The organism is Ruminococcus sp. RTP21484sp1_RTP21281st1_A8_RTP21281_210402, from assembly GCF_040914025.1.
Classification (GTDB): domain Bacteria; phylum Bacillota; class Clostridia; order Lachnospirales; family Lachnospiraceae; genus Blautia_A; species Blautia_A faecis.
Genome location: NZ_JBCPGE010000042.1, coordinates 15,117 through 40,228, shown reverse-complemented (window position 1 = coordinate 40,228; position 25,112 = coordinate 15,117). Strand labels below are relative to the sequence as shown.

Genomic DNA, 25,112 nt, shown 5'->3' with positions numbered 1-25,112 from the left:
GTCGCAGTTAGCGATTAGTTCATCGGAGCGTTGCGCCGGCGAGTGAGTAATACACATTGTCCAAATGCGTCCCTCCTAAAGAACTTTTCAACCCACTAAATAGCAAGTTAAGGTATTTTCTTGTATGTGAAAATAGGCTATAATATAAATAATTCAAGCAAAGTAAACGAGGTGTACTATGGGAAAATATATAATGGCATTGGACCAGGGAACTACCAGTTCCAGATGTATTTTATTTGATAAAAAGGGAAATATGTGCAGCGTAGCACAGAAAGAGTACAAACAGTATTACCCGAAGCCAGGCTGGGTGGAACATGATCCGAAGGAAATCTGGTCCTCCCAGATTTCAGTGGCTACAGAAGCCATGAGTAAGATCAGTGTAGATGCAGAGGATATTCACGCTATCGGAATCACGAATCAGCGAGAGACTACGATTGTGTGGGATAAGAAGACAGGAGAGCCGGTTTATCCGGCAATTGTATGGCAGTGTCGCAGAACAGCTGATATGATTGAGAAGATGGAAAAAGACGGCATGTCAGAGTTGGTTCGAAAGAAAACCGGTCTGATTCCGGACGCCTATTTTTCCGGAACGAAACTGAAATGGATCCTGGATCATGTAGAAGGTGCCAGAGAGCGTGCGAAGAATGGGGAACTTCTCTTTGGAACAGTAGATACCTGGCTGATTTGGAAATTGACAAAAGGGAAAGTTCATGTGACGGATTACACCAACGCTTCCAGAACCATGCTTTTTGACATCCATGAGAGAAAATGGGATAAAGAGATTCTGGAATACCTGGATATCCCAGAGTGCATGCTGCCGGAAGTGAAGCCAAGCAGTTGTATTTATGGTTATACCAATGAGAACCTGATCGGGGGCAGAATCCCAATTGCCGGGGCGGCAGGAGACCAGCAGGCAGCTCTTTTTGGACAGTGCTGCTTTGAGTCAGGTGATGTAAAGAATACATATGGTACCGGCTGCTTTATGCTTATGCATACAGGAGATAAGGCGGTAGAATCCAAGAATGGACTTCTTACCACCATTGCAGTGAAAGCAGACGGAACACCGGGATATGCCCTGGAGGGAAGTGTTTTCGTGGCAGGTGCTGCTATTCAGTGGCTGAGAGACGAAGTGGGAATTCTGGAGAGTTCCCCGGATTCTGAGAAATATTGTCTGTCAGTGCCGGACACAAACGGTGTATACGTGGTTCCCGCGTTCACAGGTCTCGGTGCACCATACTGGGATCAGTATGCAAGAGGTGCTATCCTTGGTCTTACCAGAGGCGCAGGAAAAGCTCATCTGGTGCGTGCCACGGTAGAGTCCCTGGCCTATCAGGTACACGACGTTCTGGAAGCCATGGAGAAGGATTCTGGCATTGATCTCAGCGCCCTCCGCGTAGACGGCGGCGCCAGCGCTAATAACTTCCTCATGCAGTTCCAGGCTGACCTTCTCGACACTCAGGTAGTCCGCCCTAGCTGCATCGAAACCACCGCCCTTGGCGCCTCTTATCTTGCAGGGCTCGCCACCGGTTTCTGGAAAGACGCCTCCGAAGTAAAAAGCAATTGGCAGATCGGCCGTCAGTTCACCCCACAGATGACAGAAGAGGAGCGTAAGAAGAAGCTGAAAGGGTGGAAGAAGGCTGTGAAGTGTACGTTTGAGTGGGCGAAGGATGAAGAAGGATATAAGTAAAAAATGCCACATAATCAGGAATTTATTTTTACACTTTACAATAAACGTGTTATTTAAAGTCCACTTTAACATGTATAATAAAGAAAATAAATCTGACCATAGAGCAATTTCAGGTTTCCCAGAATCTCCTTTCTGCTCTATGGACAGTCTTTCAAGAAAGTAGCATTTACTTTGATCAAGACAGTTACTTTGAATAGGAATCAGCAGCTGACAGAAGAACAGAGTCGGCAAATTGAAAAAGCCACTAAAAGAGAAATTGTTAAGTTAAAAATATATTGTTTAAGAGGGGGAATTTTATTCTGCTTTCTTATACTTAATATAATTCACCACCATCATCGCTAACTTAAACGTTAACGCATCCTCAAAGGTTCGGATATCCAGCCCGAATTTTTTCTGCAGCTTTTCGAAGCGGTACACCAGTGTATTTCGGTGTACGTAAAGCTGTCTGGAGGTTTCGGAAAGATTTAGGTTGTTTTCGAAGAAGGTGCGGATGGTAGCGAGTGTTTCGTCATCAATAGAATCCAGAGTTTCTTCTTTGAAAAACTCATCGATAAACATCTCGCAGATCTCCACCGGCAGCTGATAGATCAGGCGACCGATTCCAAGACGGTTATATCCAAACACATTCTTGCCAGTATAGAAAATCTTGCCCACTTCTAAGGCAGTACGTGCTTCCTTGTAAGCATCCGGGAGCTGCTTCAGGTCATCTGCAATATTGCTGTAGGAAACCCAGGCAGAAGTCATGGCCTCTGTATTCAGCATGTCCACCAGCATATGGGCAATATCATCCAGATCGGAATAATCCTCAGAAGGCTGGAGTTCACGGAGAATAATAATTCCGGAATCGTCTATAGCAGTAATAAAATCTCTTGTCTTAGCTGCAAAAATATTACGGATGGTAGCCAGGGCATTTTCGTCCTTGCTCTGTTTGGTCTCCACCAGGAAAACAGCACGCCGTACAGTGGTTGTGATATGAAGCTTTTTCGCACGGTTAAAAGCGTCTACCTCAGAGTAGGAGCCAAGGAGAAGATTCTGCATAAATACGTTTTTGTCGCTCTTTTCCATGTAAGCGGTAAGCAGGCTCTCAATCTGGCAGACTGCCAGTTCCCCGATAGTGGAAGCGGCCTCCGCATTTCCCCATACGATCAGGACATATTGAAGCTGGTGACTCTCTGTCACTTTATACAGCCGGCAGTTCATATTGGAAATACACAGCACCTCATCTTCCTTAAATTCTTCCAGTTTCTCTTCGGAAGGAAGGGCTCTATCGCAGGTGCTGATATAAATGGTGTTATCTAAATTTACAAGGCAAAAATCCAGATGACTGATATTCTTCCAGTCTTCCAGACATTTCTGGAGAATCTGAAGTAATTTCATAGGTTTGCTCCTTTGTGGGAAAATAGTATAATGAAATGAGTGCCAAAAATTCGAAATCCGCTGATTTACTGCGTAAATCGCGGCTTTTTTATATTTGGCGTGTCCCAAGTTCAAACGCCTTATCGGGCTTGCACGATAAAGATTTTTGAACTTGGGACACTGGTATCATATAATACTAGTATAACAAAAAAAGCCTCAGGGGAAAACCCCTGAGGCCTAACTAAATTCATTCTTCTAAATATTAGTTGCAGATAGTAAGCTCTGTCTCTTTATCAAAGAAGTGAGATTTCTCCATATCGAATGCGAATTTGATTGTATCGCCTGTCTTGGAGTTTGTACGAGGATCAACTCGTGCTGTAACCTGAGTTCCGTTTACATCGAAGTACAGGAATACTTCAGCACCAAGAAGCTCATAAACTTTAACGGTAGATGTCATTGGAACGCTTGGAGAAGCTTCGATGAACATCTGGGAATCATGAATATCCTCTGGACGGATACCAAGAACAACTGTCTTGCCAACATAACCGCCGTCTTTCAGCACTTTCGCTTTCGCTGCCGGGATAACGATGTCATACTCACCAACTTTAGCAATAAGGTCGCCGCCTTTTTCAGCAATCTGAGCGTCAAGGAAGTTCATCTGCGGGGATCCCATGAATCCTGCAACGAACAGGTTGCCTGGCTGCTCATAAAGGTGCTGTGGTGTATCAACCTGCTGAACAACACCATCTTTCATAACAACGATTCTGGTACCAAGGGTCATAGCCTCTGTCTGGTCATGTGTTACATAGATGATTGTTGCGCCCAGTCTCTGATGGATCTTGGAAATCTCAATACGCATCTGAACACGAAGCTTAGCATCCAGGTTGGAAAGAGGCTCATCCATAAGGAATACCTTAGGATTACGAACGATAGCACGTCCCATAGCAACACGCTGTCTCTGTCCACCGGAAAGAGCCTTCGGTTTACGATCAAGAAGTTTCTCAAGGTCAAGGATTCTGGCTGCTTCTCTAACAGCTTTGTCAATCTGATCTTTCGGAACTTTACGAAGTTTCAGACCAAATGCCATGTTATCATATACTGTCATATGAGGATACAGAGCGTAGTTCTGGAAAACCATTGCGATATCACGGTCTTTCGGCTCTACATCGTTCATAACCTTGTCACCGATCTTTAATGTACCACCGCTGATCTCCTCAAGACCTGCGATCATACGAAGTGTTGTAGATTTTCCACATCCGGATGGTCCAACGAAGATGATGAACTCTTTGTCTTCGATTTCAAGGTTGAAATCTTTAACTGCCTGGAAACCATTCGGGTAAGTTTTGTTAATGTGCTGTAATGATAAGCTTGCCATGATTTTTCCTCCAAATTTCTCAATTAATTATTATAATCAAAATTGTTTCGATGCTTTTTTCATCTGATGTTAGTATAGCGAAAACCACCCAAAAGGGCTAGGGCAGAATCGTACAAACTTTTAAACAGTTTCTTGTCAATCTGACGAAAAAGCAGTAGCCTTTGGCGCCCGCTTCTCATTTATGAACATTCCTTGTAGTAATTTTGCATGAAAAAGCTGTTGAAACCAGTCGCATTTGCACAAAAACAGGTAGTAGATGTTCAGTCCGCAGCCATGCAGAGTCTCGTAATTTCCCTGACCTTTGGCAATGATCACGTCAGCATTATATAGAAGTTCTCTGGCGTGGGTACTGATCCCGTGAAGCCAGGTACCGCCTACGTCGTTTCCGTTTCCAAGTACAGGCACAACATCAGTAAGACCGCAAAATTCAGCGTCCTCCATGGTTGCGTCATTTCCAGCGGGCAGTCCGCGTACTAATGCTGTGATCCGTATATTTGGAAATATCTTTTTCAGAATCTGGATGGCAATTTTGTCCAGAACGATCTCACCGCAGTTATCGGTAATATATACAACATTCTCTGCCTTTTTCATATCCTGGCAGAATTGACGATATTCCTGTTCGTCAAGATCATCCTTGTTTTCACTTTTAATAAGAGAAAGTGCAGTTTCCTTGCTGACTTCCGGAAGCGCCGCAAAGTCGATATAGTTGCCGGTGCGGGCATAAATAAGTGCGGCTTTTAAGGGATCTTCTGAATAACGGATAGTGGAACGAAGCTCAGCTTCCAAATCCAGCATAAGCTGGTCATATTCTTTGTTGATCCGGGTGAAATCTTCCATAGGAACGCCCCAGAAGGAACAGTAGAATTTCTTCAGTTCTGTGGAGATGCTTGGAACGCAGTCGTCATCCTTTGGATGTTCAAAACGCTGGCGGATTGCTTCCATATATTGTTTTTTTCTGTCTTCGTCGTTAAAATGACGAATTTTTGCTTCCTGTTTGCGTATCTGACAGGCCATACATTTTGAATTTAATTTCATTCGTACCTCCTGAAAATAAGTTGCTGGCTAATTTTTCAATAACATTATTGAAAGATGCCAGGGCAAAAGATATTTTGACATTCACATCATTGAAAGAAACTATAATTAATGAAATGAGTGTCAAAAGGTCTTTTGGCACTCATTTGATACCCGGATTGCTACGCAGCTGCGCTGCTCCCGCAATCCTTCAAATATTCGAAATCCGCTGATTTACTGCGTAAATCGCTGCTTTCTCATCCAAGTTCAAAAGCCTTATTGTGCAAGCACGAACAGCTTTTTGACCTGTTGACACTGGTATCATAATTACTTACATTATAGCAGAAATTGTCTGACAGAACCAGAGAATGTTTGAAAAATAAAGTCACTGTTCACTGGTAACGTTCCGCGAGGCGTTTTTTGTGAACAAAGTTCACAGAAAACCCGAGAATTAAGTTTGCGAAGCAAACGCTACTTCTTGTGCTTGTCACAAGAAGGTTCGTCTTTCTGTGCTTCGCAAAGCGCGTTACTGCGAACGGAGCGAACAGTAACAAAATAAACTTGTACGTTATTTGAAAGGTTGTATGTCATAAAATGTATTATAGAGAGAAAATAATATAGAAAAACGTTTAATTAGACGAAAAATATAGTGATAATCCATAAAAATCAAGTATATAATCTATAAAAAAAGCTGAAAAAAATAAATAGTATTTACAAAATCCATTTGACGTGCTACTATCAGTTTAAAGATAAGTAAAACGATTAACGAGAAACCAGTAAACTAAAAGAAAAACATGGAATTAATCCGGTTTTTTATTTTTTACAAAGAAGATTAAACGATTAATTAAAATCGGCAAAGGCAGGTGCAAATATGAAAAAACACTTGAAACAGTTGGATCTGAAGAGAATCCGGATCACAGACAGTCTGTTTGGGGAATATGTGAATAAAGTAAGCGAGAAGATCATTCCCCATCAGTGGAAAATTCTCAATGACCAGCTGGAAGATTCAGAGCCTACCTATTGTATCCATAATTTCCGTATTGCCGCAGGTGAAGAAAAGGGAGAGAGAAAAGGAGTTGTTTTCCAGGACACAGATCTTTACAAATGGCTGGAAGCGGTTGCCTACACCATAGCAGGTGGCCGTGGGGAGCATCTGGAAGAGCTGGCAGATCAGGTTATTGATCTGATAGGGAAAGCACAGGAACCAGATGGATATCTGAATACTTATTTTTCCGTAAATGCCCCTGCGAAGAAGTGGACCAATCTGGTGGAGGGCCACGAATTGTACACAGCCGGACATATGATCGAAGCTGCTGTTGCTTATTACCAGGCTACAGGTAAGGAGAAAATCCTTAATATTGCAAAGAAAAATGCAGATCTCATATGCAGGGTGTTTGGTACAGGAAAATGCCAGAAACGAGGTTATCCGGGACATCAGGAAATTGAACTGGCCCTGGTGAAGCTTTACCGGGAGACCGGAAAGAAGATTTATCTTCAGCAGGCCAGGTATTTTATCCAGGAGAGGGGCAGGAATCCTAATTATTTGCAGGCAGAAATTGCGGGAAGAGGACATCCGGAATTTTTTCCGGAGTTCGAGAGGTACGATCTGGAATATTCCCAGGCTCACAAGCCTCCTGTAGAGCAGGATGAGGCAGTTGGACATGCAGTAAGGGAAATGTATATGTGCTCCGCAATGGCTGATCTGGCCGGAGAAGATGCCGATTCAGGGCTTATGGAAGCTTGCAGCAGAATTTGGGAGAACATGACGACACGGCGGATGTACATTACAGGAGGAATCGGAAGCAGCGGCTTCCGCGAGCGGTTTACTACAGATTACGATCTTCCAAACAGTACCAACTATTCTGAAACCTGCGCATCTATCGGTGTGATGATGTTCGGGCAGAGAATGGCAGCCATCACAGGAGATGCTTCTTATTATGACTATGTAGAGAAAGCGTTGTATAACACTGTGATTGCAGGAATCAATATTGCAGGAGACCGGTACTTTTATGTAAACCCACTTGAGGTGGTTCCGGAATTTTGCACAGAGCACACTTACATGGAGCATGTGAAACCGGTAAGGCAGAAATGGTTTGGAGTTGCCTGTTGCCCGCCAAATGTGGGAAGAACCCTTGCTTCTTTGGGACAGTACATATACGCAGAAGATGAGGAAGGGGTTTATATTAACCAGTTTATCTCCTCTACAGCAGATACAGAAATCAAAGAGAGCCGTATGAAGATAAAAATGGATTCCACGCTTTTGCAGGATGGAAAGGTTCAGCTCCAGGTGCAGTCGTCCGGACCAGGAATCCTGAACATCCGCATTCCCTGGTACAGTGAGAAATGGGAATGTGTGCAGAATGGAATTTCCATAAAAACGCAGCCTGACAAAGGCTATCAGAGGCTTTGCATTTCACCGGGAGACACACGGATCAGTATTGATTTCCATGTGGTTCCCAGATGGATGGGAGCCAATGACCAGGTGAGGGCAGATGCAGGAAAAACAGCCCTGATGAAAGGTCCGCTGGTGTATTGCCTGGAGGAAAAAGAAAACGGCAGATTCCTTTCAGAGATTTTTGTAGAAGAGAACACTTCGATAGAAGAAAACGCTCCCGCAGAAGAACTGGTAGGAAATGTTCCAACTCTTTCCTATAAAGGAATACGTGTAAGAAACAAAGGTGCAGACGGCGAAAATCAGTTGTACGGAAGTGTAGAGCTGGAAAAAGAAGAAGTTTCTCTGCGGGCCGTTCCGTATTGTATGTGGAACAACCGGGGACAGGGGGAAATGCTTGTATGGCACAAGCTGCGGATATGACAGTATTACAGATTAACTTTAAAACAGTAAATGTTTACAGCGGCCAGGCAAAGCCGTTATAATAAGATTAAGAAAAGGAGAAGTAGTATGAAGAAAAAACAGTTATTGGGGATTTTACTTGCAGGTACAATGATGGTTGGAGCAGCAGTTCCGGTTTTTGCAGCAGATGGTGACAGAGTAAAGATCACATATGCACAGTGGGGAAATGAAACTGAGACAGCAGCTACACAGGCAGTTGCTGATAAGTTCAACAGCGAACAGGACAAGATCGAAGTAGAAGTAGTGAAGATCGATCACGATACCTACGTTACCAAGCTGAATGCCATGGCTACAGCTGGTGAGCTTCCGGATACCGGTATTATGAGTGAGGCCGGCGTGCTGAAATTTGCAGAGAACGGACTTCTTGCAGACATCAGCTCTATGTATGGTGAAGGCGATGCCAAACCTCTGGATTGTCTGACATTCCGTTACGACGGCACACCAGTTGCATATTCTGCAGCAAACGAAGTTCTGAACCTTTGGTACAACAACGATCTTCTGAAAGAGGTTTGTGAGAAGCAGGGAATCGATCCTTCAGAGGTGACTCCTCCGGCAGATGCTGAGGATGCATGGGATTGGGATACTTTTGTCCAGACAGCACAGAAGCTGACTCTGGATATCAATGGAAAGAATGCTTTGGATCCTGATTTTGATCCGGACAATGTAGATATTTACGGATGTACCATTAACACACTGCCATGGCAGCTGGAAGTATGGGCAAAATCCAATGGCGGCGGATATTACAGCGAAGATGGCTCTGAATGCACCATTGACTCTCCGGAAACGGTAGAAGCACTTCAGAGAATCGCAGATCTGTCAGACGTTTACCACTGCGCACCTCCTGTAACAAGTGCTGCTAATGCTCTGGAATCCTCCCTTGGAAGCAAAAAGGTGGTTATGGCAACAGACGGTGCATGGAACGTCGGCACCTTCCTTGGACCAAGCGCTGATTTTGATTACGGTGTAGGTGTTCTGCCTTACATGAAAGAAAAAGTTACTATCTGTACTGGTGGACCAAACGTGGTATTCTCCACAACAGAGCACCCGGAAGAAGCTATGGAATGGCTGAAATGGTATTATCAGGAAGAGAATTCCTGGTCCCTGATCGAGGCTGGAACATGGATGCCGATCCTGGATTCCTGGTACACAGATCCTGAGAAAACAGATAAATGGATCAGCAACCCGAACTATCCGGATAAAGACATGTACAAGAGCGCAGTTGTGGATTATGCTATGAACAACGCACAATCTACCTCCTGGTATTATGTAAACGGAACTGAAGAGTTCAACGCCACACTTGATTCTGTATTCTCCAGCGTATGGGCTGGTGAGGAGACCATGGAAGAAGCGATTAACGAGAACCTGGAAGAGCTTCAGGATATCTTTGCTGAGAACAATGGCTGATCGGAGCTGTTCATACAGGCTCTAGAGCTGATTATTTTATAGCAAAATAGTGAACGAAACAGTTACTGATAATAGGTAACATGAAGCAGCAGTGAAAATCTGCTGAAAAATAGGAAAAGCAACTGGACTGACCGGTTACTGTCCAAGGATATTATTTCATATTACTGACAGATACCGGTCAGCTCCCTTTTAAGAGGTGCGGGCATGAAAGCAAATAAGAAAAACAAAATAAAAGTGACATCAAGGGCCGGTAGAAAAGAAGAAAGGACCGCTTATCTCTGTCTGATACCGGCATTCCTTGGAGTAAGTCTGATCAGTTATCTGCCGACACTGGCAGTATTTGTTTTAAGCGTATTTAAGTGGAATGGTCTTTCCTCACCGGAGTTTGTAGGTCTGGAGAACTTCCAGCGTATTTTTACAAAAGATATTTATTTCGCAGATTCTATAAAAGCGACAATTTTGTACGCTCTTCTGGCTGTGGTAGGCGCTATTATCTATTCTCTTCTGGTAGCCCTGCTTTTGAATATGAAAATATGGGGACGGACATTATTCCGTTCTGTTTTCTTCATTCCATACCTTTTGCCTGCAATCGGTGTTTACAAAGGATGGCAATGGTTATATGAAGGTAACTTCGGACTTTTTAACTTTGTCCTTCGAATGGTGGGACTGAAACCTCAGAGATTCCTGGACAGTCCGAGTCAGGTAGTACCTTCCCTGGTAGTAATTGCAATCTGGACAAGCGGCAACCTGATCGTGGTTTTCCTTGCAGGACTTCAGAATGTACCGCGGGTTTACATGGAAGCAGCGGAAATTGATGGTGCAAATGCATGGCAGCGCTTCTGGAACGTTACCATTCCAAGCATTTCCCCGATTATTTTTTACAACGTGCTGACTGCCCTGATCACACACCTGCAGGTTATCAACCCGGCGCTGGCTCTTACAGATGGCGGCCCAGGAAAAAAGTCCATGTTTATGTCCTATGTTATTTATCTTTATGCATTTAAGAAAAACAAACTGGGATATGCAGCTGCTTATTCTGTGATCTTCTTTATCCTGGTTGGAATTTTTACGGCAGTACTCTTTAAGACGCAGAAAGAACAGATTTTCGGAGAGGGGGAATGAGAAATGGCTGGAAAAATGGCAAGCAGAAAGAAAAAAGAAAAAGCCTTTAATGTTCTGGCGTTTTTCATTGTACTGATTCTGGCTGCATTGGTACTTCTTCCCATCTGGTGGATTTTCCGTTCTTCCCTGATGAGCACGGCAGCATTGAATGAATATCCGCCTTCCTTTATTCCTCATGAGTGGCTCTGGTCAAACTATTCCAAAGCGCTGGAGACTTTTGAGTACTGGACTTATTTTAAAAACACATTCACCATTATCATTCCGGCAGTTACCTTTGGTACCATCACTGCGATTTTTTGCGGATATGCTTTTGCAAGACTTCGTTTCCGCGGGAAAAAGCTGATCTTCAACATCTGTGTTGGCACGATTCTTCTTCCTGGAATGGTAACCCTGATTCCTCTGTATATTTTCTGGACAAAGGGAATGGGACTGGGTGATACATATTGGCCGCTGATCTTGCCATTCTTAACAGGTGGTGGCTTTTTCAACATTTTCCTGATCCGGCAGTTTCTGATGACGATTCCAAAGGAACTTGATGAGGCGGCTTCCATTGACGGGGCTGGAAGAATGAGAATCCTATGGACAATTCTTGTTCCTTCAATTAAACCGGCGGTAGTTGTAGTTGGAATGATGCTGTTCATCCAGATATGGAACGACCTGCTTCAGCAGATCATTTACATTAACAGCATGAGCAAATTTACCTTTGCCATTGCGCTGACCAACTTTACCGGCTCATTCGGAACTAACTGGCCGGTGGCACTGGCAGCCACGTTTATGACAATCCTTCCTGGTATTGTGATTTATATCTTCGGGCAGAAGAGCTTTGTGGAAGGAATTGTGCTGACTGGTATGAAAAATTAAATTATAACAATATTAACATTTTCAGGCAGGGCGGTGGTCCTGCCTGTACGAAATTTAAAATGAGGATGTAAAAAGCCTCTTTTTCAAACACACTCTAAGACAATGCTTTGTGGGGTGTATGAAGAGGCTGTAATCAGGCAGTAATTTTGAGGAAAAGCATATGAGACTGACAAAAAGATTCATGGACTGGTATCAGGGAAATAATGATAAGGAGAAAGAGACGCCAAAGGGCGGTGTGAAGAGAGTTGGTTATGTACTCTGGAATTACGCCGGCAGACTGGTTGGGGCAAATGTGCTGTTCCTTTTGTGCTGTATTCCAATCGTGACGATTCCGGCAGCTCTGTCAGCACTGAACCGTTATCTTTCGGCGATTTACCGGGTAGGATATGGTTTTTCCCTGGAGGATTACTGGAAAGAATTTAAGTCTGATATTCTGAAAAATCTTCCGGCGGGAGTGCTCACCGGCGCTCTGGGATTCTATTCCTGTTATCTGCTCAGTCTTGCTGGAAATTTCGGCAAGGGAACTACCCATGATGTGCTGATTGGGTGTGGGATTGGTGTAATGATCTTTGCCATACTTATTGGTGGATATTATTTTGTAATGTCCGCTATGTTATACCTTGGCGTGGGGGTATTGCTGAAAAATACATTTCTCATTATGGTATTGGAATGGAAGCTGAGTATGGTGATCGTAATCACTGTGGTAATTGCCGGCGGAATTTTGCTGGCACTGGCACCATATTCTCTGTTTCTGCTGCTTACGATCGGCGTTTCTTTTCCGCAGATGGTGATATATGCCTGTGTGGACAGGGCCGTGGAGCGAAGGGTGCTGCAGCCCTTTGAAAAATTACAAAGTAGAAGAGCAGGGGAGTAGAGATGGCGATTGTGGCTGTGAATAAAATATGATAAGATTGTGATAGAAAGAATTAATAAAAAAACCGGAGGGAGAAGTTCCATGCCGACCATAAAAGAAATTGCAAAAGCCTGTAACGTATCAGTTGCGACTGTTTCCAATATTATAAATCATAAAGGCAGCGTTGGTGATGCCACCAGGGAGCGTGTAGAGAAGGTGATTCGCGAGATGAATTATACGCCTAATTATGTTGCCAAAAATCTGAAAACCAAAAACACCAGAAGTATCGGTGTTATTGCAGAAGATATGACAGTTTTTGCTCTTCCTGATATTATCGACGGCATTACGGAATACTGTGAGGAAGCTGATTACCAGATTCTTCTTGTAAATCTCCGTCTTTATAAGAAATTCCAGGATAATTATTACCGTGATAACCGTCACAAAGAAATTGTACGTCAGGAGTTCCAGAAGCTTCTGGCAAAGCAGGTCGAAGGAATTATTTATGTGGCTGCCCATGAGCGCCTGATCGATATTATCCCAGAGGATCTGCCCATTCCAACGGTAGTTGCTTATGGCTTTACTGGCAGTGGGAAAATCCCATCTGTAGTGGTGAAGGATATCAAAGGTGCCCATGATCTGGTCAGTTATATTGTTTCCAGAGGACACAGGAAAATTGGTGTTATCGCAGGTAAGAAGGAGAGTATTCATACCCAGTCCCGTCTGGAGGGCTACCAGAAAGCTTTGTTCGAAGGAGGGATTCTCTATGATCCGGATATGGTTACTTATGGGGACTGGGATCGGCAGAGTGGCTATGAGAACACGGATATTCTTTTGGAAAAGGGTGCAACAGCTATTTTCTGTATGAATGATTTCATGGCTGGTGGAACCTATGACCGTTTGGAAGAGCTTGGGCTTCATGCTGGGAAAGATGTGGCTGTGGCTGGCTATGATAACCGTGAAATGGCATGCTATGAAAAGCCGCCGCTTACTACCATGGCTCTTCCTCTTCATGATATTGGCTATAAAGCCTGTCAGATCATTATTGGGATTCTGACAAAAGAAGAAGTGGAGTTGGATAATGGAAATTGCTTTGTGGAGTGTATTCCTTGTATTCGGGAGTCGGTGAATGCGGTGGAGGCATAGAGAACGGTATTTGCTATTTAATGTGTTGAAAAGTTCTTTAGGAGGGACGCATTGTCCAAATGCGTCCGGAATAACGACCAGCACATTAAATAGCAACTTTTTTAAGAAATCGCAGCTTCAGCGAATGCAGTTGTAACCAGGTTTTCACAATCTGCCCTGTCAGATAATTCTCCTGCACTCTCCAGAATATCCTGCAAAAGTTCAAAACTATCTTTTTCGAATATCAGATTCTCTTTCCAGGTATCCTGCTCATAATAACGCTTGACAATTGTGGTAAGGGTATCCATATCTGTTTCCGGGAATTGAGGGGAAATCACCTGCGCAATTTCCTCAGGGGAATGGCTTTGTACATAGTCCATGCCTTTTTGAAGGGCGTTTGTGAAGCTCTGGATAATCTGTGGGTTTTCGTTAAGAAAGCTGGTCTTTGCACTGTAAGAGGTATAGGGGACATAGCCGGAATCCACGCCCAGAGAAGCCACTACATAGCCTTTTCCTTCTTTTTCCAGGGCGGTTGCAGAAGGCTCAAATTCAACAGTAAAATCTGCTGACATGTCGCCGGTAAATGCAGCTGCAGTGGAACCAAAATCAATACTCTGGTCGATTTCCAGATCCGACGCCGGATCAATATTATGATTCTTTAAAATGTACTCAAATACCATTTCCGGCATGCCACCTGTCGTCTGTAACACAATGTAAATATCCGTTCGATAGCTGTTTTGCAGTCATTTCTGCAGATAAATCAAACGTTTCTGGCAGATAGTCACTGGCAAGCAATGTGATTTCTTTTTTTGCTTTTACGATTCTGTATGGTTTCAGCGAGTTTTCGGTAGGCTCCAGAATGCCAAGGCTTTTCGCCAGTTCAATATATGGCAGAATACTCTGCTTTGTCTTTTTGAATCCCAGGTCTGTGATATGTTCGGACAGATATTTGGCGGATGTGTAGCCACGCGTATCTTCGGCAATCAACATCAGCACAATGGCAATGATCGTATTTTCCCTGCGGTTCATTTCATTGGCAGGGCTGTAGCTGATCAGATTAGATAATCCATATTTTAAAGTTATTTCCGGCATTCTATCTTCGTCTACCACAATTTTTTCTATGAGTAGTTCAATATCCCTGCGGTCAAGTGTTCCCCCGTCAATAATCTTATCTACGACATCAAGAGCATTCCGTAATGTATCTTTTACATCCGGTGTTTCGATTGCAGTTTCGTCTAGTTCTTTTAACTGCATTTCAAGACCATGAATCTGAGCCAGTAAATCTTTTTGCATGGAATCATAAGTCTCATGAATCAAATCCTCATTTCCGGAAGAGGTAGCCAGGTCTTTTACTTTTTGTGTGAGTAAAACTTTTAACTGATTTTTTCGGTCAGATATTTCTCCATGCAGTTCCTTTCGTTTTTCCTCTACTGTTTTCTTTTCAGCTTCAAAATCTTTTAAATCGTAGGTAGCAATGACTTCACAGAGTGCATTTCTGCACATTTTGATATAAGTCAGAACATCCTCCATCAAATCATCTTCTTCAATCAGATGAGCCTTGGAGCAATAACGTCTGCCTTTGGTATTATATGTCGTACAGATATAATATTTCCGTTCCCTGCTGGACGTCTGGCGCTTAATTGGTGTAAGACGACTTCCGCAGTCCTTACAATACAGACAGCTTCCGAAGGGATGGGGAATCTCTGAACCAAGCCATTGTCCCCGGCTTCCACGATAATTCGTGCAGTTACGCTTTTCTTTTAATTCCTGCATCAGTGAAAAGGTTGCTTTATCAATAATCGCCGGATGATGATTTTCAAAAATACATTGTTCTTCCTTTGGGACACGTTTGTCCTTTCCATGAACGGTATTCCTTGCACGCTTTTTCAGCCGGAACGTTCCAATATAAAAATCATTGTCCAGGATTTCTTTTATCATGGCATCCGACCATTTGGAAGCGACCAGCCTTTTGGATAATCTTCCCTCTTCGATTTCGCGTTCCCGCTGGATCATAGAAGGTGTAGGTGCACCATGTTCTGTCAGATACGTGGCGATTTTTCGATAGCCGGAACCGGAAAGATATAAGTCGTAAATTTGCTTAATATATTCTGCTTCTTTTGGTACGATTTCCAGAATCGTCTTATCTTTTTCATTGCGCCGGTATCCAAAAGGCGGTCTGGTGATCAAAGTTCCTTCTTTTTGCCTTGCTCCGATGGCTCGTTTGATCTTTTTACTGGTATCTTTCACATACCTTTCATTAAACCAGGTTTTGATACCAATGGTGTCATCACTGGAATCCATAGAATCATAATTATCATCAATGACGATCAGGTGTTTGCCACGTTCCTGAAACTCATCCAGAAGCAGAAGCACCTTTGCGTTATGTCTGCCAAGACGGGAGAAGTCTTTGACGTATACGGTATCAATCTCTTTATCCAGATCTGCCATCATTTGCCGAAATCCCGGTCTGTCAAAGATATAACCGGAAATTCCATCATCTTCATACCAGCGGTCAATTTTTACACCATGATCATCGGCATATTGACTGATGATCAGCTTCTGATTTTTTATGGAAACGTAATTTTTCTTATCATCATCTCTGGAGAGACGGACATATCCTGCATTCATAATTGTTCCTTTCTAAATGTAAATACAAATGTTATGCACTATGTAATTTTATTATATATATAATGGGTAAGAAAAAGTATATAGTCAAATTGAAGGAATTTAAACATATGAAATATTTGATATTGATGATAGATTGCGAAACCATGTGAGATTTGATATGATTTTAAGAAAATATTTAATAGATTTTGGAAATTTGACGGAGGTAGTTATGGCTTTTGATTTTAAGAAAGAATATAAAGAATTTTATATGCCGAAGAAAAAACCAGAGATTGTAAATGTCCCGAAGGCTAATTACATTGCAGTCAGAGGTAAAGGCAATCCAAACGAAGAAGGCGGTGCATATCAACAAGCGATTAGTGTTTTATATGCTGTTGCATACACATTAAAAATGAGTTACAAGACAGATTATAAAATTGAAGGTTTTTTTGAATATGTTGTCCCGCCATTGGAAGGCTTTTGGTGGCAGGACGATGTCGAGGGTGTAGATTATACAAATAAATCTGCTTTTAACTGGATTTCTGTCATTCGTCTGCCTGATTTCATTTCTAAAGCTGATTTTGACTGGGCGGTAGAAACAGCAACAAAAAAGAAGAAACTCGATTGTTCATTAGCAGAGTATCTTACGATTGATGAAGGATTATGCGTTCAAATTATGCACATAGGTTCTTTTGATGATGAGCCAGCAACCGTTGCGCTTATGGATACTTATTTAGAACAAAATGGGTATGTGAATGATATTAACAAAGATAGATTGCACCACGAGATTTATATGTCTGATGCAAGAAAGGTTGCCCCGGAAAAATGGAAAACTGTAATTAGACATCCAATTAAGAAAGCGTGAAATCGAAATTTAGAGGAGTAAAATATTATGAATCCTGAAATAGATATAAGTAATGTTATCCTAAAAACAGAGCGTTTGTTGATTCGCCCATGGCGGCAATCCGACCTTGATGACTTTTATTCCTACGCTTCAGTAGATGGAGTCGGGCAAATGGCGGGTTGGAAGCCTCATGAAAGCAAGGAAGAATCTAAGATTATTCTTGATATGTTCATTAGCCATAAGAAAACATTTGCACTCGAATATCAGGGCAAAGTAATAGGTTCTGTTGGGATCGAAAAATACAATGAAACTCACTTCCCGGAATTTAAAAATAAGAAATGCCGTGAGATAGGCTATGTTCTGAGCAAAGAATATTGGGGACAAGGTTTGATGCCGGAAGCGTTGAAAGAAGTAATTCGTTTTCTCTTTGAGAACGCTAATCTTGATGTAATCTTCTGTGGTCACTTCTTGTGGAATGAGCAATCTCATAGAGTTCAGGAAAAAAGTGGTTTCAAGCACTATGCATTTGATACCTATGAGACAGCATTCGGTACAACGGAAGAAAATGAGGTAAACATTCTAAAAAGAGAAGATTGGGTATTGCAGCAAATTCCAGCTTGTTGAAATCATGATATATCATCCCAGTGATTTCTAACCATTGCTTTGATACCATTGTGAATATCGGCATCCGAGTTCCCATCCAGAAATGTGACAACCCGGAAACCACTATCCGTATATTTCTTACATTCAGCTTCAAATTTTTCCTGCGAGGAGAAGTCGCTGCGCCAGAGATAATACGTTGGTTTACGCAAGGCTATCACATCCTTTTTGTTAAATTTTCTATCATTATCATATAAAAAGTGGACAGTTTTTGTGTCTGTCCACTTTAAAATAATTTTATCGTTCACGATCTGAATGGCTTAACTGACCTCTTTTTACCTGACTTGTAAATATTTTTGAGGCGCTATCAGCAATAAAATTGTTGTATAATACATATACATTACAGCAAAAATTAAGGAGGGAGCGAATGAATTTAGATATATATCAGAAATTATGTTCAGAGTCAAAAATACTCTGGACACAGCATTGTCTGCAACGGATGCAGGAAAGAGATATCAGTCGTGCTGATGTAAAAAATGGAATTGCAACCGGAGAAATTATAGAAGATTATCTTGATGACTATCCAAATCCCAGTTGTCTGATTTTTGGATATAATGTAAATGGCCGGATTTTGCATATTGTCGCCGGATGTGATAATATAAATATATATATCATAACCGCATATTACCCAGACACAAAGAAATTTTAAAATGATTTGAAAACTCGAAGAAAGAGGTGATGGATATGTGTATGTATTGTAAGAATAGTACAACTGTTAATAGCACAACAACGCACGTCGTAAATTATAAAAATTGTATTATCGTAATCAAAAATGTTCCATGCCTTGAATGTGATCAGTGTGGCGAAAAATACTATACAGACGAAGTTGCTGAACGCCTTGAATTAATTGTTGATATGGCGAAAAAATTAATGCAGGAAATCGCAGTTATTGACTATCCACAGGTAGCTTAATAATTTTCTATATTTTTATTGCGTTTTAGCAGAAAATAGAATATAGTATTCATCAGTGATCAGATTGCAGAAACTTGTGAAGCCTGCGATCGGGAGAGGATGCTGAGGCCCCTCTCCTTTTTCTTTTATACATTCTTCACACTATTCATCCCATCCACCCAGTTACACAAAACCACAATCATCTCATAATTTACATGGATATATGTACGCCACCTTTACGACCGCCAAGAACTCTCTTATCTCTCAGATCATCCCATGAGAAATCTGGCATTTTCTCCCTTGCCACAAGGAAGTTTCCAGCCCTCTGGGTGAGCTGTGCGAAATTCACAACCGGATCAGTGGCACCTTCCTGATAGGCATAGATAGATGCCTCGGCCCCCATAAATCCAATATCAGCTTCTCCGGAAATGACAGCAGTCATAGTCTTATCCGCACCAAATCCTGTGACAAGTGTCAGATCCAGCCCTTCCTCTGCGAAATACCCTTCTTCAATCGCCACATATTGCGGTGCATAGAAAATTGAATGCGCCACTTCGTTTAAGGTAACCTTTGTAAGCTCCTCTTTTGATTCTCCATCCTTTGCAGCAAAGACTGTGGCTGGCAGTGCAGTTACTGCAAGAATCACAGCTGCTGCCAGTGAGATCCATTTTTTATTCTTCATACAGAGACTCCTTTTTGACTTCTGCTGTTAGGATATGCAAAATATGGGAAAGATGTTCGTAATAAGTATATTGCAAAGCTTAAAAAGAGGGTCGAGAAAAGTTATTTACCTGCCTTTTCTGATAAAATTTGTAATTGAATTTTTAACTTTCCTAACAGTTAAAAAATATGAAATGTATTTAACAACAATTCAATTGTGCTCATCTGTCAATTCTGCTATGCTTTAATCACAAAAGCTTTTGGAATTTCAATCAGGAGAAAAATAAAATGAATATTGGAAATGTGATTAAAAAATATAGAAAAGAATTAGGTTACACGCAGGAAGAAATGGCAAAACGTCTGGGAGTAACCACTCCGGCGGTGAATAAGTGGGAAAATGGGAACTCCAATCCTGATATTGAATTGTTAGCTCCTATTGCAAGATTACTGCATATTTCCCTTGATACCCTGTTGTCTTTTCGCGAAAATCTGACTGACCTTGAAATCGAAGAGATGATCCACAAAATGGACAAAATGTTTTCTGAGGAAGGCTTTGAGAAGACTTATCAGTGGGCTGTAAATACCATAAAAGAATATTCAAACTGCAATTTGCTGATCTGGCAGATTGCGGTAATGCTTGATTCGCGCCGGATCATTGGCATGTGCGAGAATCCGGATAGGTACGATGAGCAGATCAATTCCTGGTACGAAATGGCGCTGAGTGATAAAGATGAAAAAATTCAGCACTATGCAGCTGATTCCCTGTTTGGCTTTTATTTGCGAAAAAAGAATTATGAAATGGCAGAAAAATATTTAAACTATTTTTCCGATTATGATCCCATGAAAAAGGTGAAGCAGGGACAATTATATATGAAGCAGGGGAAAAAAGAAGAGGCATTTGAGATGCTGGAAAAGGCTGTTTTTTCAGAGTATACCACCTTGAATTTGGCTTTTGGAATCATGATTACTAAGGCTCTTGAGGAAAAAGACCATGGATACGCAAGGTTTCTGGCAGAGAAAATGTGTACATTAGCTTCAGGATTTGATATGGGAAAATATAATGAATGTGCAGCAATGTTGAATGTTGTGACCGCAGAGAACAATGTAGAGGGCACTTTCCAGGTTGCAAAGCAATTGCTGAACAATGTGGACACCATATGTGATTTTCAGGAATCCCAATTATACAAACATATGAAATTTCAGGAAGTCGAAAATCCATATACGGAAGAAATGAAAAAAGAATTGCTGGAAGGCTTCAGAAACGCAGAAGAGTTTGCTTATATGAAAGAATACGAACCCTGGGAAAAATTGTTATCAGGGAATTAAAATTGTCACTTTCCTCAAAATGGTTGTATATAAATAAAGAACGATGTATAGTATTTGCAAGGTTTTTCTTTTATTCCAAATCATGAACATGCTCATGTGGTAAACAGAGTATAGAAAGAACACACTTCAGAAAGGGAGTTTTATTATGGAAAAAACAATTCGTGAATTAACCGGGGATTTATTAGCAGCACCATCCGCTTGTAAAGAGATCAAAGACGCAGCACAAAATTATCTGGATGCTGTTGGAACGGAAAAAGAAGCAGATGCAGCCAAAGCATACGTTGCAGAGATGGAAGCGGATATTATGCCTATCGAGGGATTGATTTCCTTTGCTGAGTCTGATATGGGAGCTAAGGTTTTTGGTGCAGATGGTGTGAAAAATGTTTTGCTTCACGCAAAAGAGCGCAAAGCTGCAGGTGAAAAATACTGTGATTGTCCGGCATGTGCTGCATGCGAGGCACTGCTTGCGAAGAAAGAGGAGATTTTAACCGAATAAACTGCGGCGCAGTTATTCGGTGTAGAGCTACGTAGCGAAGCGGACCTGGAATATCCGCTTGACAATAAAGAAAAATCGGGAGCAGGACCTTACAGCATGTTCGTGAGTGAGGGTAATTGGAGAAAAATCCGGAAATCAAGTTCAGATACAGACATTTGAGGAGTGACAACAATGGAAACAATCACAAGAGACGAGGCTTTTACATTATTAAAAAAATACAACAAGGATCCATTTCATATCCAGCATGCACTGACTGTGGAAGCGGTCATGAAATGGTATGCAAACGAACTGGGATATGGAAAGGACGCTGAATACTGGGGAATCGTAGGACTTCTTCATGACATTGATTTCGAGCTTTATCCGGAAGAACATTGCCTGAAAGCACCGGAAATGCTCCGCGAGGCAGGTGTAGGCGAGGATGTGATCCACAGTGTGGTATCTCACGGATATGGAATAACCGTAGGCTGCGGTGTAACGATCGATGTAGCACCGGAACAGGAGATGGAAAAGGTGCTCTTTGCAGCAGACGAACTTACCGGATTGATCTGGGCAGCAGCTTTAATGCGTCCATCCAAGAGCACCAAGGATATGGAACTGAAATCCCTGAAGAAAAAGTACAAGAGCAAAGGCTTCGCAGCAGGATGCTCCCGGGAAGTAATTGAGCGCGGTGCGCAGCAGCTTGGATGGGAACTGGAAAAACTGCTGACCATGACACTGCAGGCGATGGCAGCCAGTGAAGATACGATTAATGCTGAACTTTCTATATAATGAAAAATCCTCTTGAAATGACAGGACTATTAAGTACCCATCAATTCAAGAGGATTTATAGTATTAAGTTATTCTTTAGAGGACTTATTTAAATTTACTGGCTGATCAGTTCCTGTAATTCAGCATCATAGTCAACTCTTTCGCCACTTGTGGTATCGAATACCATAGTAGACTTGTTATCATCTGTATAGGTGCTCCATGCTGGAACCTTATCTCCATTTGGATCTCCGGTGCGTGCAAAGTTTACCCATGCACTTGCCATTACATCCTGCAGATCATAAGCGTCCTGGCTTCCGCCATAGCAGTCAGATACCAGATCTACATTGTGGAATACAAATGGAATTTCTCCGCAGTGCCATAAGTTTACACCACCGTCAATTGGAGATTCATAGGATACAACGTAATCATAATTCTTTGTTGCACCAGCTTCCACTCGCTTTGTAAGGGTTTTTGAGAAATTGGTACGATTTGCTACATAATAAGCATCGCAAGCGCTCTTTTCAGGATAAGCTTTCAGGAATGCTTCTTTTACAGCTTCTGCTTTATCACCATATTTTTCAGTTAATTTTTCGTCTACTTCTTCTTCGGTCCAGGAGTTTTTGTTGGTTTCATTTGGATCCAGAGCAGTCCAGCAATTCATTTCTCCAAATACAGAACCTACCATAACCGGAATGTCATTTGTCCATTCCTGGAAATTACTCTGAATATAATCTTCATCAAGAACAGGGCGCCAGCTTAAAGAAGTTCCCAGTTCATCGCCTACCTGTTTCATTGCTTCAGTTGCAGCTGCATCAAGAGTATCATAAGGAACCTCTTTCAACTGCTCAATCTGGTTATCTGTAATTCCCAAAATCTCAAGGGTTTTTTCAGTTATTTTCTTAGCAGTATCTTTTTCGATATAACGTTCACTTCCACTTTGTACAATTGCCTGATTGAATAATCCTTCTGCTTCAGGGGTAGCTAACATACTGATAATCTTACCGCCACCACCGGACTGTCCGAAAATAGTTACGTTGTCAGGATCGCCGCCAAAGTTAGCAATGTTTTCTTTTACCCACTTTAAGGATGCAACTAAATCTGCTACACCACAGTTACCGGAATACTGATAATCCTCACCGTATTCAGAAACATCCAGGTAGCCAAGTACGTTTAAACGATGGTTTACAGTTACCACAACTACATCACCAAAGTCACTGAGATTTTTTCCGTCATATGCAATACCTTCAATAGAGGAACCATTGGTGTATCCGCCGCCATGGAACCATACCATAACCGGTTTCTTTGCATTGGAATCCAGATCCGGTGTCCAGACATTCAGATTCTGGCAATCTTCGCTCTGAGCCCAGTAACGATGAGGAATCAGGAAATCTCCACCATCCGGATCTGTCATTTTTGTAATAGGTGCGGTTGAACCATAAACAAGGCAATTTCGGATACCATCCCAGGAATCAGGAGCCTCTGGCATTTCAAATCTGTCAGCTTTTGCATAAGGAATTCCACGGAAGGTATAAGTTCCATCATCAATAAAACCACGAACCTTTCCAGATGTGGTATCTGTTACGCCATCTGTTCTGCTAACTACAGTACTTTCTGTGGCTGCTGTGTCATCAGCTGCTGCAGCGGAAACTGTTGAAATTCCCATAGAGAAAATCATAGCACTGCTTAAAAGAATAGTTAAAATTTTTTTCTTCATTTCTGAAATCTCCTCCTTCGAATCAAGTGAGTTTATTATAAAAAAACAAATCTGTCAGCGCTATAAGTTTTTGAATCGGTCACTATTACTTTTTTGCTTGTTTGGGAAATCCGATTGAAAAACAATTTGATTGGTTGTACTATATTTAATATGAAAGTCCCGGACGGCAACCAAGAATGAGCCATGCTTGCATGAGCGAATTCTTGGGTATCGGACGTGCTGACTTTCATATATTCAATATGAAAAGAGAGTTCTTATGAAAAAAAATCTGAAGATATTTTTATTAATTGCTGTTTGCGCCATGGCAGGCTGTTGTCTGTTATATATCAGAGAAGCGGATGAAAAGCAGCAAATACACAGTGAAAAAAAAGAAAAGGAAAAACTGGTATTTCTTACATCTAAGAGAGAAACAAGACATATTTTTGAAAAAATCATTGCAGATTTTAATGAATCACAGGATGAGATATATGTAGAACATATGGAGGTACCAAATCCGGAACAGGAACTGCAAATCCGTGCAATTCAGGGAGAATTTCCAGATATTGTTGAATTTATCGGAGCACAGAATGATAATCTGGAAAAATATGTAAAAGGTGGATATTTGCAGGAGTTAAATGATTTTTCTGCAACTCATTGTGTAAACGAACATTTTTTGGAAAAATTAAAAATTCTTAATGGAACTTATGTACTTCCATTGTCTGTGAATTACAGAGGGATATTTTATAACAAAAGGATGCTGGAAGAGGACGGATACCAGATTCCTTCTACATATGCGGAACTTATTGATACAATGGAGCAGATAAAAAAAGCAGGAAAGCTTCCAATTATTTTTGCAGATAAAGACAGCTGGACGATTCACCAGGGATGGGATGCAATTGACATGTCTTCAAGAGGAAGTCAGGACGATTTATTTCAGAAGGTGTTGAATGGTGATGCCTTTTTATATGAAGATCCTATCGCTCTAGATTCTACCAGAAAATTTTTGGAAATAAGAAAATATGGTCAGAAACAGACAGTAAACACAGGATATGATGAAGCTGTAAAAAGATTTGCAAAGGGAGAAGCCTATATGTTTCTTCAGGGGAACTGGGCGTATCCTATGATAAAAAAGATAAATCCGGATATAGACCTGTTGTTTATGCCGTTTCCGGCAGATGATGAAGACGGTGCAAAAGTTGTGGCAAAAATAGATGCAACATTGGGAATTTCCGCTTCCTGCGAGCATTTAGACGCGATTGGAAAATTTCTGGATTATGTATTTTCAAAGAATATCAGTGAATATTATGCAGAAAAAGCTGGGGCATACTCCTGTATAAAATTTGTAGATGTAACAGACAGTTATGCAAAAGCATTCACAGATAGCATTAGTAATGGTGATTTTTATCTGGAAGAATTTGCATATGAGAGTACAAAATCTGATGCGAGGAACACTTTATTTCAGAACTTTATCAGTTCCACTCAAAGGAACACAGAAAAATCATTTTTGAAAAAATTGAATGATCTTTTGATTCAGTAGAAAGGAGAC

Annotated in this window: 22 protein-coding genes and 1 pseudogene; 15 read left to right on the top strand and 8 right to left on the bottom strand. The window is 41.6% G+C overall.

Features of this window, described 5'->3' with window-relative positions; translation table 11 throughout:
* The first annotated feature begins 178 nt into the window (after window positions 1-178).
* On the top strand, window positions 179-1,687 hold the full coding sequence (gene glpK / locus AB5170_RS17230) for a glycerol kinase GlpK (RefSeq protein ID WP_173735057.1): 1,509 nt from the start codon (window positions 179-181) through the stop codon (window positions 1,685-1,687).
* 294 nt (window positions 1,688-1,981) lie between these two features.
* On the opposite strand, the gene AB5170_RS17225 is transcribed toward glpK, so the two are convergent.
* The 3 genes from AB5170_RS17225 to AB5170_RS17215 all read right to left on the bottom strand — a co-directional run bounded on the left by AB5170_RS17225 (window position 1,982) and on the right by AB5170_RS17215 (window position 5,453).
* Complete coding sequence (locus tag AB5170_RS17225) at window positions 1,982-3,064, bottom strand: CdaR family transcriptional regulator (protein WP_173735058.1); 1,083 nt, start codon at window positions 3,062-3,064, stop codon at window positions 1,982-1,984.
* 241 nt (window positions 3,065-3,305) lie between these two features.
* Complete coding sequence (locus AB5170_RS17220) at window positions 3,306-4,418, bottom strand: ABC transporter ATP-binding protein (RefSeq protein WP_118582627.1); 1,113 nt, start codon at window positions 4,416-4,418, stop codon at window positions 3,306-3,308.
* Between the two features lie 135 nt (window positions 4,419-4,553).
* Complete coding sequence (locus AB5170_RS17215; RefSeq protein ID WP_173717465.1) at window positions 4,554-5,453, bottom strand: DUF89 domain-containing protein; 900 nt, start codon at window positions 5,451-5,453, stop codon at window positions 4,554-4,556.
* Window positions 5,454-6,300: 847 nt separating this feature from the next.
* Here AB5170_RS17215 and AB5170_RS17210 point away from each other — a divergent pair.
* From AB5170_RS17210 to AB5170_RS17185, 6 genes are all read left to right on the top strand, one after another.
* On the top strand, window positions 6,301-8,244 hold the full coding sequence (locus AB5170_RS17210; RefSeq protein WP_368361785.1) for a glycoside hydrolase family 127 protein: 1,944 nt from the start codon (window positions 6,301-6,303) through the stop codon (window positions 8,242-8,244).
* 87 nt (window positions 8,245-8,331) lie between these two features.
* Window positions 8,332-9,687 (top strand): sugar ABC transporter substrate-binding protein, encoded by a 1,356-nt coding sequence (locus tag AB5170_RS17205; protein WP_173717466.1) that lies wholly within the window; start codon window positions 8,332-8,334, stop codon window positions 9,685-9,687.
* A gap of 204 nt (window positions 9,688-9,891) precedes the next feature.
* Complete coding sequence (locus tag AB5170_RS17200) at window positions 9,892-10,809, top strand: carbohydrate ABC transporter permease (RefSeq protein ID WP_118582639.1); 918 nt, start codon at window positions 9,892-9,894, stop codon at window positions 10,807-10,809.
* 3 nt (window positions 10,810-10,812) lie between these two features.
* Window positions 10,813-11,670 carry a carbohydrate ABC transporter permease gene (locus tag AB5170_RS17195; RefSeq protein WP_226815327.1) on the top strand — a complete coding sequence of 286 codons (858 nt, stop codon included), beginning with the start codon at window positions 10,813-10,815 and terminating at the stop codon, window positions 11,668-11,670.
* A 160-nt stretch (window positions 11,671-11,830) separates the two neighbouring features.
* Window positions 11,831-12,544 carry a hypothetical protein gene (locus AB5170_RS17190; protein WP_368361784.1) on the top strand — a complete coding sequence of 238 codons (714 nt, stop codon included), beginning with the start codon at window positions 11,831-11,833 and terminating at the stop codon, window positions 12,542-12,544.
* Between the two features lie 81 nt (window positions 12,545-12,625).
* Complete coding sequence (locus tag AB5170_RS17185; RefSeq protein ID WP_118582645.1) at window positions 12,626-13,666, top strand: LacI family DNA-binding transcriptional regulator; 1,041 nt, start codon at window positions 12,626-12,628, stop codon at window positions 13,664-13,666.
* Window positions 13,667-13,767: 101 nt separating this feature from the next.
* Here AB5170_RS17185 and AB5170_RS17180 read toward each other — a convergent pair.
* Both AB5170_RS17180 and AB5170_RS17175 read right to left on the bottom strand, forming a co-directional pair.
* Window positions 13,768-14,340: pseudogene (locus AB5170_RS17180) on the bottom strand (ABC transporter substrate-binding protein); the annotation flags it as partial.
* On the bottom strand, window positions 14,315-16,273 hold the full coding sequence (locus tag AB5170_RS17175; RefSeq protein WP_368361783.1) for a recombinase family protein: 1,959 nt from the start codon (window positions 16,271-16,273) through the stop codon (window positions 14,315-14,317). The pseudogene AB5170_RS17180 and the gene AB5170_RS17175, both read right to left, overlap by 26 nt.
* Window positions 16,274-16,481: 208 nt before the next feature.
* Between AB5170_RS17175 and AB5170_RS17170 the strand changes: the two genes are divergently transcribed.
* Both AB5170_RS17170 and AB5170_RS17165 read left to right on the top strand, forming a co-directional pair.
* Entirely contained in the window at window positions 16,482-17,114 is a 633-nt protein-coding gene (locus AB5170_RS17170; RefSeq protein WP_294433029.1) for a GyrI-like domain-containing protein, read from the top strand.
* Window positions 17,115-17,141: 27 nt separating this feature from the next.
* Window positions 17,142-17,717 carry a GNAT family N-acetyltransferase gene (locus AB5170_RS17165; RefSeq protein WP_227200931.1) on the top strand — a complete coding sequence of 192 codons (576 nt, stop codon included), beginning with the start codon at window positions 17,142-17,144 and terminating at the stop codon, window positions 17,715-17,717.
* A gap of 2 nt (window positions 17,718-17,719) precedes the next feature.
* On the opposite strand, the gene AB5170_RS17160 is transcribed toward AB5170_RS17165, so the two are convergent.
* Window positions 17,720-17,905, bottom strand: coding sequence for a hypothetical protein (locus AB5170_RS17160; RefSeq protein ID WP_264467171.1), 186 nt, complete (start codon window positions 17,903-17,905; stop codon window positions 17,720-17,722).
* 215 nt (window positions 17,906-18,120) lie between these two features.
* Between AB5170_RS17160 and AB5170_RS17155 the strand changes: the two genes are divergently transcribed.
* Together AB5170_RS17155 and AB5170_RS17150 are read left to right on the top strand one after the other, a co-directional pair.
* Entirely contained in the window at window positions 18,121-18,402 is a 282-nt protein-coding gene (locus AB5170_RS17155) for a DUF4258 domain-containing protein (RefSeq protein ID WP_368361782.1), read from the top strand.
* Between the two features lie 29 nt (window positions 18,403-18,431).
* Window positions 18,432-18,665: a type II toxin-antitoxin system MqsA family antitoxin gene (locus AB5170_RS17150; RefSeq protein WP_330639710.1), complete on the top strand. Its 234-nt coding sequence runs from the start codon at window positions 18,432-18,434 to the stop codon at window positions 18,663-18,665.
* Between the two features lie 190 nt (window positions 18,666-18,855).
* Here the strand turns inward: AB5170_RS17150 and AB5170_RS17145 are convergent, their stop codons facing one another.
* Window positions 18,856-19,326 (bottom strand): ABC transporter substrate-binding protein, encoded by a 471-nt coding sequence (locus AB5170_RS17145; protein WP_368361781.1) that lies wholly within the window; start codon window positions 19,324-19,326, stop codon window positions 18,856-18,858.
* 266 nt (window positions 19,327-19,592) lie between these two features.
* Between AB5170_RS17145 and AB5170_RS17140 the strand changes: the two genes are divergently transcribed.
* The 3 genes from AB5170_RS17140 to AB5170_RS17130 all read left to right on the top strand — a co-directional run bounded on the left by AB5170_RS17140 (window position 19,593) and on the right by AB5170_RS17130 (window position 21,894).
* Window positions 19,593-20,630: a helix-turn-helix domain-containing protein gene (locus tag AB5170_RS17140; protein WP_368361780.1), complete on the top strand. Its 1,038-nt coding sequence runs from the start codon at window positions 19,593-19,595 to the stop codon at window positions 20,628-20,630.
* Between the two features lie 145 nt (window positions 20,631-20,775).
* Window positions 20,776-21,126 carry a molecular chaperone Hsp90 gene (locus AB5170_RS17135; RefSeq protein WP_187565436.1) on the top strand — a complete coding sequence of 117 codons (351 nt, stop codon included), beginning with the start codon at window positions 20,776-20,778 and terminating at the stop codon, window positions 21,124-21,126.
* A gap of 171 nt (window positions 21,127-21,297) precedes the next feature.
* Window positions 21,298-21,894: an HDIG domain-containing metalloprotein gene (locus tag AB5170_RS17130; protein ID WP_368361779.1), complete on the top strand. Its 597-nt coding sequence runs from the start codon at window positions 21,298-21,300 to the stop codon at window positions 21,892-21,894.
* A gap of 94 nt (window positions 21,895-21,988) precedes the next feature.
* On the opposite strand, the gene AB5170_RS17125 is transcribed toward AB5170_RS17130, so the two are convergent.
* Window positions 21,989-23,587, bottom strand: coding sequence for a carboxylesterase/lipase family protein (locus AB5170_RS17125; RefSeq protein WP_368361778.1), 1,599 nt, complete (start codon window positions 23,585-23,587; stop codon window positions 21,989-21,991).
* 256 nt (window positions 23,588-23,843) lie between these two features.
* Between AB5170_RS17125 and AB5170_RS17120 the strand changes: the two genes are divergently transcribed.
* Window positions 23,844-25,103 (top strand): ABC transporter substrate-binding protein, encoded by a 1,260-nt coding sequence (locus AB5170_RS17120; protein WP_368361777.1) that lies wholly within the window; start codon window positions 23,844-23,846, stop codon window positions 25,101-25,103.
* Window positions 25,104-25,112: the final 9 nt, after the last annotated feature.

Bases quoted from the DNA above. Each gene is read 5' to 3' on its own strand.
- glpK (WP_173735057.1), top strand. From the start codon at position 179: ATGGGAAAATATATAATGGCATTGGACCAGGGAACTACCAGTTCCAGA.
- AB5170_RS17225 (WP_173735058.1), bottom strand. From the start codon at position 3,064: ATGAAATTACTTCAGATTCTCCAGAAATGTCTGGAAGACTGGAAGAAT.
- AB5170_RS17220 (WP_118582627.1), bottom strand. From the start codon at position 4,418: ATGGCAAGCTTATCATTACAGCACATTAACAAAACTTACCCGAATGGT.
- AB5170_RS17215 (WP_173717465.1), bottom strand. From the start codon at position 5,453: ATGAAATTAAATTCAAAATGTATGGCCTGTCAGATACGCAAACAGGAA.
- AB5170_RS17210 (WP_368361785.1), top strand. From the start codon at position 6,301: ATGAAAAAACACTTGAAACAGTTGGATCTGAAGAGAATCCGGATCACA.
- AB5170_RS17205 (WP_173717466.1), top strand. From the start codon at position 8,332: ATGAAGAAAAAACAGTTATTGGGGATTTTACTTGCAGGTACAATGATG.
- AB5170_RS17200 (WP_118582639.1), top strand. From the start codon at position 9,892: ATGAAAGCAAATAAGAAAAACAAAATAAAAGTGACATCAAGGGCCGGT.
- AB5170_RS17195 (WP_226815327.1), top strand. From the start codon at position 10,813: ATGGCTGGAAAAATGGCAAGCAGAAAGAAAAAAGAAAAAGCCTTTAAT.
- AB5170_RS17190 (WP_368361784.1), top strand. From the start codon at position 11,831: ATGAGACTGACAAAAAGATTCATGGACTGGTATCAGGGAAATAATGAT.
- AB5170_RS17185 (WP_118582645.1), top strand. From the start codon at position 12,626: ATGCCGACCATAAAAGAAATTGCAAAAGCCTGTAACGTATCAGTTGCG.
- AB5170_RS17175 (WP_368361783.1), bottom strand. From the start codon at position 16,273: ATGAATGCAGGATATGTCCGTCTCTCCAGAGATGATGATAAGAAAAAT.
- AB5170_RS17170 (WP_294433029.1), top strand. From the start codon at position 16,482: ATGGCTTTTGATTTTAAGAAAGAATATAAAGAATTTTATATGCCGAAG.
- AB5170_RS17165 (WP_227200931.1), top strand. From the start codon at position 17,142: ATGAATCCTGAAATAGATATAAGTAATGTTATCCTAAAAACAGAGCGT.
- AB5170_RS17155 (WP_368361782.1), top strand. From the start codon at position 18,121: ATGAATTTAGATATATATCAGAAATTATGTTCAGAGTCAAAAATACTC.
- AB5170_RS17150 (WP_330639710.1), top strand. From the start codon at position 18,432: ATGGATATGTGTATGTATTGTAAGAATAGTACAACTGTTAATAGCACA.
- AB5170_RS17145 (WP_368361781.1), bottom strand. From the start codon at position 19,326: ATGAAGAATAAAAAATGGATCTCACTGGCAGCAGCTGTGATTCTTGCA.
- AB5170_RS17140 (WP_368361780.1), top strand. From the start codon at position 19,593: ATGAATATTGGAAATGTGATTAAAAAATATAGAAAAGAATTAGGTTAC.
- AB5170_RS17135 (WP_187565436.1), top strand. From the start codon at position 20,776: ATGGAAAAAACAATTCGTGAATTAACCGGGGATTTATTAGCAGCACCA.
- AB5170_RS17130 (WP_368361779.1), top strand. From the start codon at position 21,298: ATGGAAACAATCACAAGAGACGAGGCTTTTACATTATTAAAAAAATAC.
- AB5170_RS17125 (WP_368361778.1), bottom strand. From the start codon at position 23,587: ATGAAGAAAAAAATTTTAACTATTCTTTTAAGCAGTGCTATGATTTTC.
- AB5170_RS17120 (WP_368361777.1), top strand. From the start codon at position 23,844: ATGAAAAAAAATCTGAAGATATTTTTATTAATTGCTGTTTGCGCCATG.